The sequence below is a fragment of the Syntrophomonas wolfei subsp. methylbutyratica genome, from assembly GCF_001570625.1.
Lineage (GTDB): Bacteria > Bacillota > Syntrophomonadia > Syntrophomonadales > Syntrophomonadaceae > Syntrophomonas > Syntrophomonas methylbutyratica.
Map to the genome: position 1 here is coordinate 52,858 of NZ_BBQT01000001.1, position 17,806 is coordinate 70,663.

11 protein-coding genes are annotated in these 17,806 nt (G+C 43.7%); 2 read left to right on the forward strand and 9 right to left on the reverse strand.

What is annotated here, in order from left to right; genetic code table 11:
- Positions 1-274 precede the first annotated feature (274 nt).
- A complete protein-coding gene (locus tag AWB54_RS00225) occupies positions 275-1,648 on the forward strand; it encodes a M56 family metallopeptidase (protein ID WP_160328881.1) in 1,374 nt (457 codons plus the stop codon).
- A gap of 202 nt (positions 1,649-1,850) precedes the next feature.
- Complete coding sequence (locus AWB54_RS00230; protein ID WP_061212642.1) at positions 1,851-2,963, forward strand: stalk domain-containing protein; 1,113 nt, start codon at positions 1,851-1,853, stop codon at positions 2,961-2,963.
- Between the two features lie 689 nt (positions 2,964-3,652).
- Here AWB54_RS00230 and AWB54_RS00235 read toward each other — a convergent pair.
- The 9 genes from AWB54_RS00235 to AWB54_RS00275 form a co-directional block, all read right to left on the reverse strand.
- Positions 3,653-4,006: a DUF5615 family PIN-like protein gene (locus tag AWB54_RS00235; RefSeq protein WP_061212643.1), complete on the reverse strand. Its 354-nt coding sequence runs from the start codon at positions 4,004-4,006 to the stop codon at positions 3,653-3,655.
- A gap of 7 nt (positions 4,007-4,013) precedes the next feature.
- Entirely contained in the window at positions 4,014-4,244 is a 231-nt protein-coding gene (locus AWB54_RS00240) for a DUF433 domain-containing protein (RefSeq protein ID WP_061212644.1), read from the reverse strand.
- Positions 4,245-4,515: 271 nt separating this feature from the next.
- The gene (locus tag AWB54_RS00245) at positions 4,516-5,346 is read right to left on the reverse strand and encodes a helix-turn-helix domain-containing protein (RefSeq protein WP_082735922.1); all 831 of its coding nucleotides are present in this window, start codon (positions 5,344-5,346) and stop codon (positions 4,516-4,518) included.
- 563 nt (positions 5,347-5,909) lie between these two features.
- Positions 5,910-6,962, reverse strand: a complete 1,053-nt coding sequence (locus tag AWB54_RS00250; protein ID WP_061212645.1) for an SIR2 family protein — start codon at positions 6,960-6,962, stop codon at positions 5,910-5,912.
- A gap of 18 nt (positions 6,963-6,980) precedes the next feature.
- Positions 6,981-8,918: a Piwi domain-containing protein gene (locus AWB54_RS00255; protein WP_061212646.1), complete on the reverse strand. Its 1,938-nt coding sequence runs from the start codon at positions 8,916-8,918 to the stop codon at positions 6,981-6,983.
- 34 nt (positions 8,919-8,952) lie between these two features.
- Positions 8,953-12,078, reverse strand: coding sequence for a type III restriction-modification system endonuclease (locus tag AWB54_RS00260; protein WP_061212647.1), 3,126 nt, complete (start codon positions 12,076-12,078; stop codon positions 8,953-8,955).
- On the reverse strand, positions 12,079-13,932 hold the full coding sequence (locus tag AWB54_RS00265) for a site-specific DNA-methyltransferase (protein WP_061212648.1): 1,854 nt from the start codon (positions 13,930-13,932) through the stop codon (positions 12,079-12,081).
- The gene (locus AWB54_RS00270; RefSeq protein ID WP_061212649.1) at positions 13,925-14,542 is read right to left on the reverse strand and encodes a DUF4391 domain-containing protein; all 618 of its coding nucleotides are present in this window, start codon (positions 14,540-14,542) and stop codon (positions 13,925-13,927) included. Before AWB54_RS00270 ends, AWB54_RS00265 begins: the two co-directional genes overlap by 8 nt.
- Before the next feature lie 10 nt (positions 14,543-14,552).
- Positions 14,553-17,783, reverse strand: coding sequence for a helicase-related protein (locus AWB54_RS00275; RefSeq protein WP_061212650.1), 3,231 nt, complete (start codon positions 17,781-17,783; stop codon positions 14,553-14,555).
- Between the last annotated feature and the right edge of the window lie 23 nt (positions 17,784-17,806).

A 17,806-nucleotide genomic window follows, 5' to 3' on the forward strand; every position in this document is an offset into this window, starting at 1 on the left:
TCCAGCCATTTATTTCCTAAAGCACATTGATCGTATAGCCTAGGTTCATATATTTACTTGACTTATTCTTTCCTTGGAGACATAACTACGGTTAAAAATTCAAGGAGAACGCTATGAACCAGCAGCAAGCAGAAAACGAAATGAAGTACCGCCTTAATACAACAGGGCCTCTTCACAATGAAGAGGCCCTCTATATATTTTTGCTTTAGTGTTATGGTTCATTCATGTAAACAGCAAGTTTGGTAAGAAGATCTCTAAAAACAGAATGTTCCTAATGTCCGTTAAAGCAGATAAAAACGGTAAGCTAGCCGTTGACGAGAAAGGGCTTATTCATCGAGAGGCCGATATTAAAACAACAAAATTGCTGTCAGTATATGTGGTAGAAGGTCTTGATTCCCCATGTCTCATGGGATACAAAGGAGAAATGGCCATTTATGTTCCTTCTGAGGTAGCTGCCGATCAGGAAAAGCTTCGTTTTGCTATTGCTCACGAGCTATGTCATTACAAGCACCATGATTTGATCTGGGCTATTGTCAGGGGTGGACTGTTGGCATTTTACTGGTTCAATCCTTTGGTATGGGTAGCTGCAATAATGTCCAAAAGAGATTGTGAGTTGGCCTGTGATTACGGTGTACTGCAAGAGATCGGAAAGGAAGATAGGCTGGCCTATGGCAGGACCTTAGTAGACTTAATAAAGCAAAGTGATCATAAGGGCGATGTTTTGCAAATGGCAACTACCATGTACGGCAGTACAAATGGGATAAAGGAGAGAATCACTCTAATTGCAAAGAATAAGAAAATGAAGACCACTACCTTGATTGCCGTACTGTTGATTTCTATATTTGCTGTCGGTTATACCTTTACCGCAGCGCCAAATAATGTAGAGGGTTTGAGCAATGACGACAAAAAAGAGATCGAGGCTTTCGCCATTAAATGGGCAGATGCGTTTTCGCAGAGAGATGCAAGGACTATTCACGAATTGTGTGAAAGCGAGGAGCTATACTTAACAATCGGCGGCATAGCGGAAAATGGAGAGTATTGGATGGGTTGGTCCAGCCCATGGCCTTGGAGTAAAGATTATGTGATAGACATAGAGGATAATTCAACTATTCATATGTATTATTATTTCAGGACATCAGACCCCTCAATTTATGTGGGGAAAGAAACTATTACGGTGAAAAAAATCGAGGGCGCGTATAAGGCGACGCAGGTCACGATGAAGTTCTTCAAAAGCATTAAAAGCAAGGCTGACTTTGATGTGGCATTCGAGCCCGGATTCCCTGATTTTATGCATTTAGCAGCTACTTATCAGGCTCAGGCAGATAAAAATGTCCGGGGCAAAACCGGGATCTTTGAGAATCCAGTATCGGCTGCCATTCATCAATTAAACCTTGTAGGAGCAAAGGTGACAGGATCTTATCAAGACCAAAATGCGGAAACCCCACTGGCCGTGGTCAAATTTGCATGGGAGGACGGCGAAGTAGAAGTCAACTTAATCCAGCCAATGTTGACCGACGAGAGCGGAGCTAAAAGACAGGCCTCAATTTGGATCGTAGTTAACGAAGATTCTACAGACAACAATGCTATAAGTGACGGTACTACAACCAGCGATCCGCAGCACATCGAAAAAATCAGCGCTCAGAAGTGAACTCTTTAGTTCTTGGAACCTCTGGAACCCTATGGCTATAAGTATGTTTTGTATGCTTAAAGGTGTTTGGAATTTGAGTAGTAAAAAGGAATAGTAAGACACATCATTTATATTTAGCGACATAAGGAAGCAAAGAGTGAGGGTTAGAGGAATACTACATGATATTTTATAAACGGATACAGAGAAAGGAATGATCAATATAATGAAAAGATGTTTAATGTCCGGTCTGTTGTTGGTGTTTATGTTTTTTGCTGTAAGTACCAGCGGTTTTGCCGCCGCGGCTCCAGTTGATGATGCTGCTCCTTCATTGCAGGTGCAATTAAACGGCTCCATAGTAAATGCTCCCCCTTATATGAGTGTAATTGAAGGGCAGGTCATGGTACCGCTGCGCTGGTCAGCAGATGTACTGGGAGCAACTTCGGTAGAATGGGACGCCGCCACCCGTACGGTAACTATTACGACCCCGCAGGATTTCTATAGTATGGAGAAATTCAAGTCCTATGCTAATGCCATGCAATCCCCTATTGATGAATACAACGAGCAAATCTGGCCCTTACCGGATAGGGTTAAAGACATACAGGTACCTGATCTGGTGTCCGACCGGCCCTGGGTGTTGAACCTAAAACAGTTTAATCCGGAAAGAGAAGGCCTGACCCTGCCTATGCCCCGTGATAATATGACCATCAATATTACCAGCGATGACGGGGTATATCAACACAGTTCAGTGGCAAACAGCATTGAAAACCACCAGGGCCATTATTATCTGCCTATGGACTGGCTGGGATACCTATTTAATGCCCGGGTTAGTTATAATGAAGCAGCCAATATACTGTCCATTCAAACCCCTGATCTGGAGCAAATCAAATCCGAAATTGAACGTATAGAAAACGCCCTTATTCCTGACAGTGCCGAAGAAGCCGTAAAATTATGGGGTCGGGGTATGCAAACCCGCAATGGAGCTCTGCAGTATTCAGCTTTGTCACCCCAGTTGCGTCAGGAAGCGGATAAAAGCGCTTATGTCCGTCAATCTTACTGGGTTACCGGCTGTTCAAGTCCTCAGGTAGGTCCTATCACCATAAAAAGCCGGAACGAGCTTAGCGATACCAAAGTCGAGTATACCATTTCTTTCCCGGAGATCTTTTCCGGCCAGACCCATGCTATAGCAACTGAAAAGATGGTGGTAGAGAAGCTGACCGATAACAGTCAGGCAGGATGGTTTATTACCCAAATACTTAAGACCAGCGGCTATGGGATTATTGACGATGAGACAACCTCACTGGACAACGGCAAGGTGGTATTTATAAAAGATAACTAGAAAAGCCCAAACCCAACATAAAAAATAAGTAATACTCAGCCAGGGTAATGTTTTAGAAGCAATACTGAACCCTGGTTTATTTTTTGCTGGTACCTATATGCTCGTGCCTTAATGGTACCGCTTTTATTCTGCACAAGGATAGCAATGAAGGATCAGGGGCAACAAAGTTACCCCTGCTATCCCCGGCAGAACCCCCTCTGGCGCTCGGGTTGCTCCTCAGCATTGCCCTATCCTCCAGATGGGTAAGAGCCAACTTTATTATATCCCAATTTTCCTAAGGCAACTCAAACGTTGGTGATTACTTGGACTGGATGGACTATTTTTGTCTTTAAAACTTTGTTGGGGGGCTTGACAAGGCCCTTCCATATCAGGGGACGGGGGTGTTGTCACATTTATATCCTTGAAACAACACCTCTATTAATTCCAGTTAATCCGCATCGATTAAGCGTTGTTTTTCTTCTTTCCCCAGATACAAATCTGCATTTAGTCATATGCGGGATGGGATGGAACCCATCCCCTACCAATAATTTACCATGTTATTCGTAGGGGCAGGTTTCCATGCCTGCCCGTTTAGCGACATATAAAGGTGTCAAGGGCGTGTCAATACCCCCGTCCCTTTGACACAGGCTTAAGCCGTTAATTTGTGCTCATAATAGATCTTGACATACACTGTTGTATACTGCCAAAGATTATTTGCGAATTCTGACCCTGTCTTCTTCCACAATCCATAATGATCCTGCTGGATTATAGTCTTCAAACAAGATAAGTAACTTGGTTATGAGCACCTGTATTTGTGATTTATTTTGATTTTTGGCCCTTATGACAATTATTCCCGCATATGTTTGTGGTGGATATGCAAGGATATCAGCGAAGTCGTAGTCAAGGGTTATTAGAATTCTTTGTTCCCGGGTGCAAGTATTAATAAGCTTATCATCCGAGCAACCATTCAGACCTTCGGACAATACCGTTTCTACATCATACCCGTAATCAATCATTATATTACTAATACTCCATGGCAGATTCTCATCCAGTTTAAATCTCATGACAACCTCAAATCGCCACATGACGTTCACGAGCTAACAAAGCCGCATACGCCAAAGCTGCATCGATATCAATAGACGTCAATGAAGGATAGTCCCTTAACAATTCTTCTTTCATTACCCCACTGGCTAAATTGTCCAGGATAACCGCAACCGGAATCCTGGTGCCAACTATACAAGCTTGACCATGACATATGTCTGGACTTGAACTGATGCGATTCATCAATGCATTGTCAGCCATTGCCTTACCCCCTAAAGAGTTATGTGTGTGGGCCGGAACCCAAACCGGTTGCTTTGCCTGATAATATTAACCAACCTTATTTCTATTTTATCATGAAAGCTTGTCAATTCAACTTTTGCATTACGACAATGCATGCCAGATGGGGACCAATTCGGACAGCATTTATCCTTATCCTTGTATAAACCAACAAGATATTTTTCATGATGGCGTATCTCCACTATTTTGAAGGTTTTCTAGTTTTTTGTGGTATTCGAATTTGCGCTCTTATTTTTCATTCTATTTTTCGGGCTATGATCGAGCTTACTGCATGTTGATGTGAGATATTGGCTGACATACAATCTATTATTTGTTCATCGTAATAAATAATCTCCCAATCATGATAATAGCCTGCCAGGTCGCCCGACCTGTAGAAAAACTCATTTTTCTCCCAGTCAGGTGCCAATGAGATAAAAGGTTTCTCCACAAACACCAGGTGAGCGTTCAATCCCCTTACCTGCGTGTGTTCTTTATACCTTTCAAAATGCTTCAACCGCTGGTCTAGCGGTAAAAACTGCAAAGCCCCCATTGAATAAATGACATCATAATCATCAGTGAGCTCGTAACCAATCATATTAGCATGAATTGTACTTATAGACAGTCCATTTAGCTGGCTGTACCTCTTGGTTTTCTCCATCCCGGGTAAAGAGATTTCCAAGGCATCAACCAGGAAACCACATTTAGCAAAATAAATGGAATCCCTCCCTTCGCCGCTTCCTATGTCTAATAAACGTTTACCTGCTGATTGACTGCCCATCAGGTTAACGATCTGCTCCGCTAATACTGACTGCTGCAATCCCCAATAATACTCCTGCTTTTCATATTCATTATCATACGGACTAGCCGGGATGACTACATCTTGTCCGGTAAGTAATCGATCAATAGAGGTATCCAGTACCTTTGCTATTATCGGCAACAAGGCCGTATCCGGTAAAGCACGCCCTTTTTCCCACTTGGAAACCGCCTGCCCAGTAACCCCTAGCAGGTCGGCCATTTGTTCCTGAGTAAGCCCTTTTTCCATGCGTAAAAATGCAATCCGCTGTCCGGTATTAGAGATATTAAACACAAGTTTACCCCCTTTGTTCGGATTATCGGTGCTAATAATCAAATTGTACTTTACCGGTATGCAAATATCTATCGAAGGTCAGTTGTGACATGCTTGAATGATTCAACTCACAGTTGGATTTCTTCCACCCCCAATAGCCCTCCAGAAAACGATAAAGTCGCTCCGCTAAAACGCAGGAACGGCTTTATTACTGGATTTACAGGCAAAACAAAAACCGCCCACCGATAAAATTCTTTTTATCAATAGATGGTAGAATATTTGGCTACCCTACTATAAAATGATACAAATGCACACCACTGAAAATAATAATCGTTTGACATTAGACAAATCGTTGCACATTAGGGAGAAATCGTTGAGCATTTGCTCCCCTCTCAAGAGACCCCTGAAATGTTTCCTTATAACGTCTGGGCCGATAGGCTCACCTTGATGTCTGATCTGTAATTTGTTATTTTTCCGTTCTCGGGAATAGGTCAATAGCGGTTTTTATGGGTATTTTCCGTTCTTGTAAATATGTCCACAGTATTTTTATAGTCTATATCCGTTCTCGGAAACAAGTCGATATTTTACTGAAAAACTTCGTCATCATCTGGGATAAGGTTCTCTACTTTCTCCTTTGTTAGTTCTGATTCTAAGAACTCCTTCGCGGTCAACTTTTTATAAACAACCTGACTTTGATAACTACTATCAAGAGACAGTTTCTCCAGAATTAATATCGTGTAATCGTCACTAGTATCGACAACAAGTAGCTTGCGGTTTGATGACCGCAACGCTTGTCCTAATAGACCGTTGATGTGAGAGTCGTTAAAGCTATAGCCGATGATAACAATCAACTTGCACAGCAACGAATAATACCTAAGTTCGTAAACGTTAAACAGGAACGGATCAACGGACTGCAACTTGGCATCTGTCCCAAAAATCAACTCCGCGTTTTCCTGAGGTGAATCGTAACGCATCAATATTCCGGTAGCAGAATCTCGTACCCAGTCAATCGACCCGTGGAGTTTGTAGAGATAAATCCCTGCACTTATGTCGGATGTATTGCTGAATCTTTCAGATGACCATTTGCTGTTCTCGTCGAATCCGCATTCTAAATCATAATCGCTCAGCTTTGCTTTTTCCAAACACTGGTCATAGTTTAGAGAGAAAACTCTGATAGGCGCCTGAATGCTCTTTTGAAAATCGTAGAACTTCTTATAATATGCCACCCTTGCCATAGTGTTATTATGAAGTGTTACAAAATCAACTATTTTCTTGCTAAGGAGCTTATCAAACTTATCGATATTCGAGAACCCTTCCCCCGCTAATTCGATGAGTTTTTCATTCCAACTGCCGATAAATGGATAGATTGGATTGCGTTCTTTCTTTTTAAGGTCGCGTAATACCCCAACCAGACGCTCGATGTTTATATTGTTGTCGAACATACCCTGAATACCGTCAGCGTATAAGATGGCACTCTTGACATAGAAATACAAATTGCGAAAAGGCATCCATTCGGGATTTGTTTTGATAAGTTCTTCAATTTCGTGTATCATTTGCCCAGAAGTTTTTATCTGGGCATCCATACTGCAACCAGCACCAATGAGGAAGATTATCGAATCCGCTTTTATGAGTCCCATTTCATATACCTCCACATTTTACAGAAACCACGGGGTGTTGAATTGAGAAAGGGCTTGCCTAAAATCCTGATTGGCATCTAATTTTCGAAAGTCACGAATGAACCCTGCAATAAGCTGGGGATAGAATATTGAAATAGGCTCTAGTTTGGTGTTGAATCCCCTCCAACTCGCGCCTGCGAGATTCACTGCATCTTGTAATAGCCGTATCGTTTTAGCGTATTCATTTCCTCCATAAAAGAATTCAATGTATGTCGGGTTTGCGATTCGCTTGTTGAGATATTCGCGCCCATGGCGCAAGCCCTCAAACCAAACGAGGTATTCTTTTTCGGATAATTTCACATACGAAGATTCATATGGGACTTTCAGGTTGTTATCCGCAAACCCGAAAAATCTGTTCTTTACGTTTATTCGCATAACAGTAAAGGACATCCCGCTATGCTGTTGCCGAAGCCTGTCAATGCTCTTTTTTATCGTCATCATTTCGTCGTTGCGCATACGAAACGGCGTATGAATGACACAGTCGGTAATGGCTTGTCCCTGACTAATTCGAGCCTCAATTTGAGAAATAATATTTTTTTCTAAATCAGAATAGTATTCGGCTCGATTATCGGTATCACACAATACGCCCAAAGACCTATAAACACCAGTTGAATCAAAACAGACAGAATATGCGAAATATTTCTTTACACTTGTAGAGCCATCACGCTGCCGCTGTATATCATGGGCCTTTCCAATCCCGAATATAAGGCAGTTACTGGTACTAGGTTTTACCAACCACGGAATGCCGCCTAACTTTGAAAATATCTGTAATCCAATCCCAGAAATAGCCCATTTCAACCCATCAGATGCAACTATCCTGTCGTTTCGTACGACTTGCAATGGGATACCCCGCGAAAAGAACGCCTGTTTTGCTTTAATATAATTATCTGAGTTATTGTTAAAGTGGGAGTAGGAATCGATGAATAGTCCGATGATTTGCTTTTGTGGGTTCTTTTCTGCTATATCATTAAGCCCTGAAACTAATGTATCAATAGCGTTATTGTCGGAATCAAAGTCTACGGCAATACGTACAACATTGTTTGTATTTATATCACAGTTAAACCAGTCTTTCATTCCTGAAAAGGTTGACGCATAACTTTTACCTATTAGTGCACGGTAGAGTTCATTCCCAGAAGCTTTTTCTGTATCTTTGAAAACAAACACAAACAGTGGTTCCTTTGGCGGAAGAGCATAAGGATGAGTCTTTATACCGCGGATTTTGTCGTAGTTTTCGTGGTCATTACCAAAAATATAGGTGCGCTCTTTCAACTCTTGTGAGTCAAGCCTGACAAAATACGGAGATATATGGTACTGTTGTTCGCCAATCGATAGTGCCCCAAGGGTTGAAAACGTAGTGCGAATGAAAGCTTTTATATAATTAAACCTGTCAAGATACGAGTTAGCGTTTGACTTTCCAGCACGGTCAATACTAAAACTTAGTTGTTGAATCCTTTTGCCGAAAGCTACGCCCGGTTTCTTCTTAAACGAAAAATCCAGAAGAAATCCGTACTGCTTGGTAATACCCAAATAGTAAGGGTATGCTTTTACAACACGCTGACCTTCAGGAAATTCCTCGACAATAAAAGAAACATACTTCTCGTATCTGTCTACCACCTCCGCTTTTATCTTGTTTTCAGAAACATGCTGAAGAATCCGGCACTTAAACAGATACCAAATAATGGATGTCATTAAACGAGGATTTTCATGTGCCCGAAAACTATAAGCATCTGAATTAGCAAACTGGGATAGCGCGACCCGATAAGTATCATAGGTCGCAGTATCCCCAGTGTTTTGACTAATAGGCAACTTTGCAACGAAATACCCAGCTTCGCGCTTTTCACCGTTAAATTTCCTGCGAAATACCGGCACGGTGAAGTCAGATATTTCAAACGGGAGAAAATTCAAATCTATTTTCATAGCAACCTCCATAACGCCGTTCACGCCCTATTTCCTAAAGCGTATCCATCACTGCCAGCAAGGTCTGGTAGCTGTCCACATCATGGTATTTCACACCGCTTGTTGAAATCTCGTTGAACAGCTTCTTAGCGCATGAAATTTTAGCTTTTTCAATTTCGTCGGTACGACTCATTTGGCCGAATTTTGTGGATTGCATACTTCCTTTTGTTTCAGCAATGAAGAAGATATGCTTCACCGAACCTTTCTTAAATGAAATTGCCCAGTCTGGGGAGTAATTTCCCACAGGTGTTGGGATATAGAACCCACGAGGCCCTCTGGGCAGTTTGGCATAGACAATCACCTCGTCGGCGACATCCAAGTCTTGGACAAACTTTCGTTCAACGCTGTCAACAGCCGTTCCGTCTGTGAAAACGTAATCCTGTATAGCGTGTTTAGCCTTAAACGCTTTCGCATACTCGTCGGAGGCGCGGCTCATGTTAAAAATGTCCTGTGAATAGGGTTCCTCAGCGCTTGGTGTATAAGTAATATGTTCCACCACAACCGACGCTTTTTGACGATTGATGATTCCTGCAACTTTGGTAATAAACTCCTCTGGGTTTTCTCGAAACAGCCATAGTTTTTCACGTTTAATACCACTTAGAATCGCTGTAACTGTCCGGCGCGTAAGTGTGGTACCTTCGGCAATTTTGCCTATAAGGTCATACTCGGCAAAACTGCCCTGCGCACGATTAAGTTTTTTGGTTTCGGTATGCTCAACATTAAAATCTGTGCCTATCTGTTCTCCTTTCGTTAAGGTGTACGACAAGCGGGCAACCCGCAGTTCGCTATTTATGGCAACAACGGACTTTTCAATGAGTTCTGCGCTATCAAACTCTACAGTGTATGCATACTTCTTGTTGATGCGCTCCCACAATTCCTTGAAGTCCTTCCAGTTTTCATTTAGCGGGTTATCCTTGACTTTCGTTTCGTGTCCATTACCCGCAATTTCTTTCAGGATGCTTGGATCAAATATAGCTTGAACAAGCTTATGGATGTTTTCTGCAAGCGGTGCCAGTTCTTCATCAAGCGGGGCAAGACTACCCGAGGCAGCGTCATTTCGGTAAGCGTCAGTGACTTCGCCCTGCTTAGTGATATAACCGTTTGAGCGGAGATATACAAAAATCTCCTGAGCCTCGGTTTGCGTTATTGTTCGGGGCACCCCGTCCAAGAAGAAGGTTTTGTTTGCAAAGTAATCCACACTTGCTTTCGTCGGGCGCTCGTAAAGGTCGGACTTGATCTCACTTTGCAATTCTGCCACAAACCCTGCATAGCTTTCACTGGCGACTACTGTCAGGACATTTATGCCGTGGACATAGCTTTCACCGCAGGCGTCAATATCCTGCCGTTCGCCATTGATGTTTACACACAGGCGCAGACCGCGACCCACCTCCTGCCGTTTTGCCGTGGTGTTATCTGAGTGCTTCAAGGTGCAAATTTGGAATACGTTGGGGTTATCCCAACCTTCTCGCAGCGCGGAGTGAGAGAATATGAACCTAGTTGGTTCTTCTAAGGAAAGCAAACGTTCCTTATTTTTAAGGATAAGATCATAAGCAGAAATATCATCCGAAAATTCGCTTCCACGCTTGACAGTGCTGTTTACGGCCCTTCCCTTTTTGTCTATTGAAAAGTAGCCGCGATGGGTTTCAGAGGTTTCGATTCCTCGCAAGTAGGCTTGATACGCTGAAGGAAACAACGTCAACCGTTCATTAAGCGCAGCGGTATACTCCTCTTCAAAAATGCGCCCATATTCACCGAGGATTTCCTCGCCATCTTCGCTATATTGACGGTATTTAGCCACCTCGTCAATGAAAAAGAGAGATAGGCACTTTATACCTTGCTCGAACAGTTTCTCTTCTTTGTCAAAATGTGAAGATATGGTCTCGCGAATTTGGATGCGCCGGATATCATCCTCGTTAACGTTACCGCTAGCTTCACCTGCTGCCAAGCTATCGCCGTTGGAGAATGTAACTACAGATCTTATCGGGTCTACCTCGGCAACAGAGACTCCTTTGTATTCCTCTAAACCGTTTGATGCTGTGTAAAGACTGTCACCCACACCAAGGGTTTGAATTTCACGTTTAATACCACTGCCACGTTTTACTTCGAACTCCAAGCGGGCACGTGGCGGCTTCTTGCGGTCAATCACTATATCGGCAAGGTACATATACCTGTTTGTACCGCTCAGGTTCTTAAGCTCAAAACCCTTAACCTCGATTTTTTTGACGAGTTTCTTTTTGAAAGCGTCAAGTGCATCAAGTACATAAACAAGGTTGTGTGAAGTCTTATGCGTAGCTGAGTAATTCAGTGAAAACAGGGGATTAAAGTTATTCTTCAATGCATTCTGTGTTGCTGTACCACCCATTTTTTGCGGCTCGTCCAGAATGATAATCGGGCGGTTGGCTTTGATAACATCAATCGGACGACGGGAACCGAACTCGTCGCGCTTGGTGTAGATAATGCGGGCAGCCTCATTGCCGCTTCTGCCCTCAACATTTTTATTCTCGTTCATCGTCGTATTAAATGCCTGGGTGTTAATTATCATGACATTAATACCGGAGTTCTGCGAAAACTCATCAAGCTGGTGGAGATTCGAAGAATTATATACGAAGAACCGAGCCTTAAGGCCGTACAATTCCATAAAGTGTTCCTGGGTAATCTCAAAGGTTTTTTTGACGCCCTCGCGGATGGCAATGCTCGGTACAACCACAATGAACTTGCTCCACCCGTATGCCTTGTGAAGCTCAAACATTGTTTTTATGTAGACATAGGTTTTGCCTGTGCCGGTTTCCATTTCCACGTCAAGTGAAACGGCACCGAGTCCTTGAACAAGCTCATTGGAGAGCTTGATATTATTTGCCATCTGAACATCACGGATATTTTTGAGAAGCTTTTCCCTGGTTAACTCCACTTCTGCATTGCGGTAAGCAGTCTCGAACTCTTCCATTGTTTGCTCTGTTTCATCTTCAAACATTGACTCCTGTGCAGGTCTTTGCTTTGGCTTTGTCGTACCCACGTCGCGGCGGTATTTGGATACACCGTAATTCGGCTGTCCGGCAAATACCTTGACTACACTTTCTGCAGCTTCGGTCTGGAAAGGCTGTATTTTAAACTGAAATTTCATCTACAACACCTTCCTTATCGTGTTCGGGCTGTAGGTGGAAAATACTTGCTCGAAGTTGACCATCGCGCTGTCGTTTATGAAACTGCTGTCACGGAACACGGCATAGTATGGCTTTTTCTTTGCGATTTCCGTAATTAGGTCGGTATCAACCCTGCCGAAGGAAGCAATCAGGTAGTTGTCATTGACATAGAAGGTCTCGCCATCCTGTCTGATTTTAGCTGACAGCGGGATGCCGAGGTCGAGCATAACCTGGAAGAGCAGGTCCTCCTCAGTTCGGTCAGGCTTGATGTTGTCCATGAAGCCCTCCAGGTTGAAGCTCATTTGTGCATATTCTTCGGGCGTATAGTAAACATCTTTCATATTGCTGCTGTCGAGCTTGAGGACCCGGAAGCCGATATCAAGCCCTTGCGCTGTTAATCCGGCTTCCTCACAAATTTTCGTCCCTGCTTGGCGTATACGTTTTAATGCTATATCCCAAACAGTCCTAAATCCAGCACTTATCGCTTCGCTATTTTTATCACATTTTTCTTCAACCTGAACCATAATAAATTTTCTCGATGAAGACAATTCATTGTTAAGCTCGAATACGGATTGTGCAGTTGTGGCTGTCCCAGAAAAAAAGTCTAAAATAATATCATTGTCATCAGAGAATGTAGCGATAAGATATTTTATTAATTGAACAGGCTTTACTGTATCAAAGCCATGTTTATTACCAACTAATTCGCTCAAATCGGACTTCCCGTTTTCAGCCGTTCCTGACAAGTCTGGTTCTATGTAAGTATATATTGGGTAAAGCGGGTCGTTTTCTTCGTGGCTGTATTTTTTCTCCATAGGTACACCCTCATTATTTAGTTCCATGTGATTGGTCTCAAACAAACTATCGATAGTAGATTTGCCAGCTTTCCATCGAAAATCTTCATCGGGTCTATATCCACCCGATTCAAATCGCATTGTTTCACGACGAAAAGTTCCTCGATTGGAAGTAAGGATTGTCGTTAATCTATATCTCCCCATTGCATCTTCGTGGGGATAAATTCTATCTTTAGCAGAGACAACATTATGTAATAGTTGGTCAGGATTCTTTTTACTATAAACTACTATATACTCCGAAACTTTTTGAGGACGAAATTTCGCATTTCCTGCATTTGTGGGCTTAGCTCTTGATTTCCAAACAAAAATGCAAACCTGATTAGAAGCCCCATAGATTTCATCCATGGCCTTAATTGTATTTGCCACTTCTTTGTCGCCGATTGATACCAAAATTACTCCGTCCTCATGGAGCAAATCCCTTGCTACACGAAGACGAGGATAAATCATATTCAGCCAATCGGTGTGAAACCTTCCATTGCTGTCAAGATTAGGTGTAAGGCGATTACCTTGTTCGTCGTATTGCCCGTCGCGGCGCAGGAACTCACCTGTTTCTTCCGCAAAATCGTCCTCATATATAAAATCTTTCCCTGTGTTATATGGCGGATCGATATATATCATCTTAACGCGGTTCAGGTAGGTCTCGCGAAGCAGTTTCAACACATCCAGATTGTCGCCCTCTATGTAAAGATTCTCGGTGTTGTCAAAGTCTACGCTTTCCTCGCGGCAGGGACGTAATGCCGCCGCAATGGGTGCGTTCGCCAAAAGCACTGACTTTTTCTTGTCCGGCCAAGTAAACTGATAGCGTTCCTCTTTTCCTGACACTACCTGGGTGTTTATTTCCTGTGCGAGAATATCCGCGTCAATCGCCCGGACAACCACCCCGTTTTCATCAATAGTCTCAGTGACGGCATTGGGGAACATAGAGGCCAGCGCAGCAAATTTTTCATCAGCGAGGTTAGGGGTAGACATCTTAAGTTTATCCATTGGAAAATTCCTCCATTTCGTTTTTAAGCTTTTTCACTTCTTCAACCAGCTCCCATTTTCGGCGAGGCTGTTTCTCGTTCATTGCCTTTTTCTCAAGCGCGGCAATTTTCTTTTTAAGCTTTTCGCGGCATTCATTGGCTATGATGGTTTCATCTAAGCTCTTACCCTTTGTGAGGTCAATGCTACCAATTTCTGCGATAATATTCTCCCATATTGCCCCGAGGTCAAGCCCGCGTAAGTTTAGCTTCCATTCATGAAGCGATTTGCTCTCTGACACAAGAACGCGTTCAGCACGGTAAACGGCAAGACGCACTGTGTCCTCATATTGCAAGACAAATAGCATACGCTGGTCAATCAACTTTGACAAAAGGACAATGTTCTTCTTGTCGCATTCTGGAGTTTTCAGCGACACCAATATCAAGTAAATCGCCGAAACATCCAGGCTTGCATTGACCGCCAAAGTCTGTGGAGAAATCTCCGCTACGATTACCAAGCGGTTGATCTGTTCGTCAAACAGTTTGCGATCGTCTGGCTTCGGTTTGAATCTATCGAAAATCGCTTTTTTCGGGAGCGGCTTTTTAATCTCTGTTGATCGCGGCAGTCCAAACATTTATGCCACCTCACTTTACGGTCAGGAAGCAGACCAGCTCAAAGTCGTCCAGACCGTCAATCGTGTTCGCAGCCAGGGATATCTGTTTGCCGGAGAGAAAACTGTCGATAGAGTTGTCCTCGTTCAAGTCCACGATGGACTTTACGGCAAAGTACAGAAGGTCCGAATAATGGCGCATATTTCTGCCGTCTTTCGTTTCGGCATTGAATTGGTGGCAAAGCTCTTGGTCCGGAACTGATTTACCCTTGCATAGACGCCTGAAAGCGTCGAGGAGTTTTTTCGGCTGCAGGTGGTCGATATGGATAACCGAGCCATCACGGACGTACACCATATAGAACGGATGAAGCTGGTTCTTGTTCTGCGGGTTGATGCCCGCATTGCGATTTTTTAAAATGTATATTGTACCATCCGGCGCATCGTCGTTTCCTCTCACAACTGCATGAAGACCGAATGGGACTTTATCGAGGTTATCGTGGTTCTTGATGTATTCAAGCAGGTCAAGCCTAAACTCATTCAGACCCAAGTCCATAATCGAAACGCCGGATTGCATTTCTTCGATGTCCACGACCTCGTTCTGCAGGCGTTCAAGCTGCGCCTTTCGGTATTCCAGGTCGCCCTGCTCCTCGGGGTCAATCGGGTTGTCGTCGCCTGTTGACGTCATAACGGAAGCTTTCATTCGGGTTTCAACGCGGCCTTTTAATTCAAGGTACTTGTCCAAATCGATATTAGGCCAAAAGTTCACCAGCTGAATCCTGGAGTTGCAGCTACCAATACGGTCAATGCGCCCGAATCTTTGGATAATGCGAACGGGGTTCCAATGGATGTCGTAATTGATGCAGAAGTCGCAGTCCTGAAGGTTCTGCCCCTCGGATATACAGTCCGTAGCGATGAGGATATCTATTTCGGCGGGGTTATTGGGCATCAGTAAAGCTTTGTCCTTTGAAAGCGGCGAAAACAATGTCAGTATTGTGTTCATATCAGTGCGCGGCAGTTTGACAGTTGTCCTGCCGTCTGTCGTGCCAGTTATCATGGCCACGTCAATCCCGAACCGCTGCTTCATGAGCGGAGCGATTTGGGAATAAAGGTAGTCAACTGTATCCGAAAACGCAGAAAATAGCAACACTTTTTTGTTGCCGGGATTAAACGGCCGCTGTATCTTGTCTGAGATAATGCCTATCAATGTTTGTAGTTTTCTGTCGAATTCAGGGGTGATGTCCTCGATCATCATTGAGAGCAGTTCGAGGGTTTCAGAGTCCTCGACTAACTTCTCACGCCAGGACACATAGTCCATATCGGCAAGGTCGATGTCCAGTTTCTTACCCTGATGCTCAAAAAAATCAGTGTTGGCGTCGTCGGCGTCAAATTCAGTATCAGTGATTTCCTGTGTGTTGATAATCTTGCTGCCACCGCTAGTGAAAGCATCGATGTCGGCAATCGTGCCGTTTATCAGCTTCCTCACCCGGTCAATCGTGATGCGGAATGAATATACAGAACTCTCAAGCCGTTTTAGGAGATTGATACACATCAAGCGACGAATGCCGATTTCGCGCCCGGCTCGGTCAATGTTTACGCTCGGGTCTATGTACTTGGCGCGGCGGCTTTCGAGCAGAAAGTCGGTTGGGATATATACAGCAAGATTTAGCCGCATAAGCTGTTCGTAGATTTCATCGTAGTCAATCGCCGATGGTAGGTCGGTCAATTTCGGGCGCAGGGCAAGCGGCTTCATTCTTTCTGGAAACTTGCCTATTTCTTCTATGTTATAGTATTTCTCAATATGCTTACGGGAACGTGCAATTGTTACGCTGTCAAGTAATGTAAAGAAGTCAAAGTCGAGTGACCGAAGAAGGTTCTCGGTCGTGCGTTCTTCCGGGTCGAGTTTGCTCCATTTATTAAAGGCAGTTTGAGCGTTGTGAAATATTACATCAATCGGCTTTGCAGTGTCGAGTTTGTCATTTATGAGTGCAGCGTTGCCCTCGTAAGCAAGTTCAAGCTGATGCCGCAGGTCGGAGAACTTACTGTTGACTGGCGTCGCAGAAAGCATCAATACTTTTGTTTTCACGCCTTTGCGGATGACCTTGTTCAACAGGGTCAGATAACGGTTCTCGCGTTTGGCTTCACCACTCCCCGAATAATCGGCGCCATTACGGAAGTTATGCGATTCATCTATGACTACCAGGTCGTAGTTGCTCCAGTTGAGTTTCGAGAGGTCTATGCTCCCTGAAAAGCCACGCTCTCGAGATAAGTCAGTGTGGTATAGTACGTCATATCGCAGTCGGTCTAAGGCTATAGGATTATTGAGATAGTTTTCTTTAAATGTTAGCCAGTTGTCACCTAGTTTTTTCGGACAAAGCACCAGCACGTTGCGGTTACGGAGCTCGTAGTATTTTATGACGGCCAAGGCAGTGAATGTCTTACCTAAGCCGACACTGTCGGCAAGGATACACCCGTTGTACTTTTCCAGTTTGTTGATAATTGCAAGAGCCGCGTCTTTTTGAAAACTGTATAGTTTACTCCATATTTTGCTTTCCTTGAACCCTGTCGCCTCGTTCGGCAGTACGTCCTCGTTGATATCCTCAAGAAACTCGTTAAAAATATTATAAATGGCTACAAAATAAATGAACTCAGGCGAGTTTTCGTTGTAGGCGGCTGTGATGCCGTCAATAACCTGTTCGGTTACATCCTGAAGTAGGTTCTTGTCATTCCATATCTGTTCGAACATCTTAACATACTCTCCAGCAAGCGGAGCGTCAATGCGGTTGACCAGGTTCATTATGTTGTTGCCTCGCTCGCACCCCAAGTCCGAAGTTGTGAACGAATTTAATGGCGAATAGGCTATTGCTTCATTGGGTTTGACCACACTAAGGAATCCGCTCATCGCTCCACCGGTTATGTTAGAGCGGAAGCGTACCTTTTTCCGAATCCACTCTGCACACTCGCGGGCAATCGCCTTCTGGGTTAGTTCATTACGCAGCTTGACTTCAAATTCCGTGCCATACAAAGATCGTTCGCGATTAAGCCGAGGGATATAGAACTCACGCTTCTCCTTAGGTGCTGTTTCTTTTAAGAAGGTCGGTGAAGTAAATACAAAGCGCAGCTCGTCAATCCCATCAAGCTGCTTTTTGAGCGTTTGGTAAGCATATATTGAAAAACAAGCAGCGGCTATCGATAATTTATCACCTTTTGATACCGTTGCCGCCAAGTCATCTTTGACGGTTTTAGTCACGTTGTCAAGAATTTGCATATGTTTTCCCTCGTTTACAAAGT

What these genes read in the sequence shown, in the direction of transcription:
- AWB54_RS00235 (WP_061212643.1), bottom strand. Translation starts at nt 4,006, where the DNA reads ATGAGATTTAAACTGGATGAGAATCTGCCATGGAGTATTAGTAATATA.
- AWB54_RS00250 (WP_061212645.1), bottom strand. Translation starts at nt 6,962, where the DNA reads ATGGGACTCATAAAAGCGGATTCGATAATCTTCCTCATTGGTGCTGGT.
- AWB54_RS00270 (WP_061212649.1), bottom strand. Translation starts at nt 14,542, where the DNA reads ATGTTTGGACTGCCGCGATCAACAGAGATTAAAAAGCCGCTCCCGAAA.
- AWB54_RS00265 (WP_061212648.1), bottom strand. Translation starts at nt 13,932, where the DNA reads ATGGATAAACTTAAGATGTCTACCCCTAACCTCGCTGATGAAAAATTT.
- AWB54_RS00240 (WP_061212644.1), bottom strand. Translation starts at nt 4,244, where the DNA reads ATGGCTGACAATGCATTGATGAATCGCATCAGTTCAAGTCCAGACATA.
- AWB54_RS00225 (WP_160328881.1), top strand. Translation starts at nt 275, where the DNA reads ATGTCCGTTAAAGCAGATAAAAACGGTAAGCTAGCCGTTGACGAGAAA.
- AWB54_RS00255 (WP_061212646.1), bottom strand. Translation starts at nt 8,918, where the DNA reads ATGAAAATAGATTTGAATTTTCTCCCGTTTGAAATATCTGACTTCACC.
- AWB54_RS00260 (WP_061212647.1), bottom strand. Translation starts at nt 12,078, where the DNA reads ATGAAATTTCAGTTTAAAATACAGCCTTTCCAGACCGAAGCTGCAGAA.
- AWB54_RS00230 (WP_061212642.1), top strand. Translation starts at nt 1,851, where the DNA reads ATGAAAAGATGTTTAATGTCCGGTCTGTTGTTGGTGTTTATGTTTTTT.
- AWB54_RS00275 (WP_061212650.1), bottom strand. Translation starts at nt 17,783, where the DNA reads ATGCAAATTCTTGACAACGTGACTAAAACCGTCAAAGATGACTTGGCG.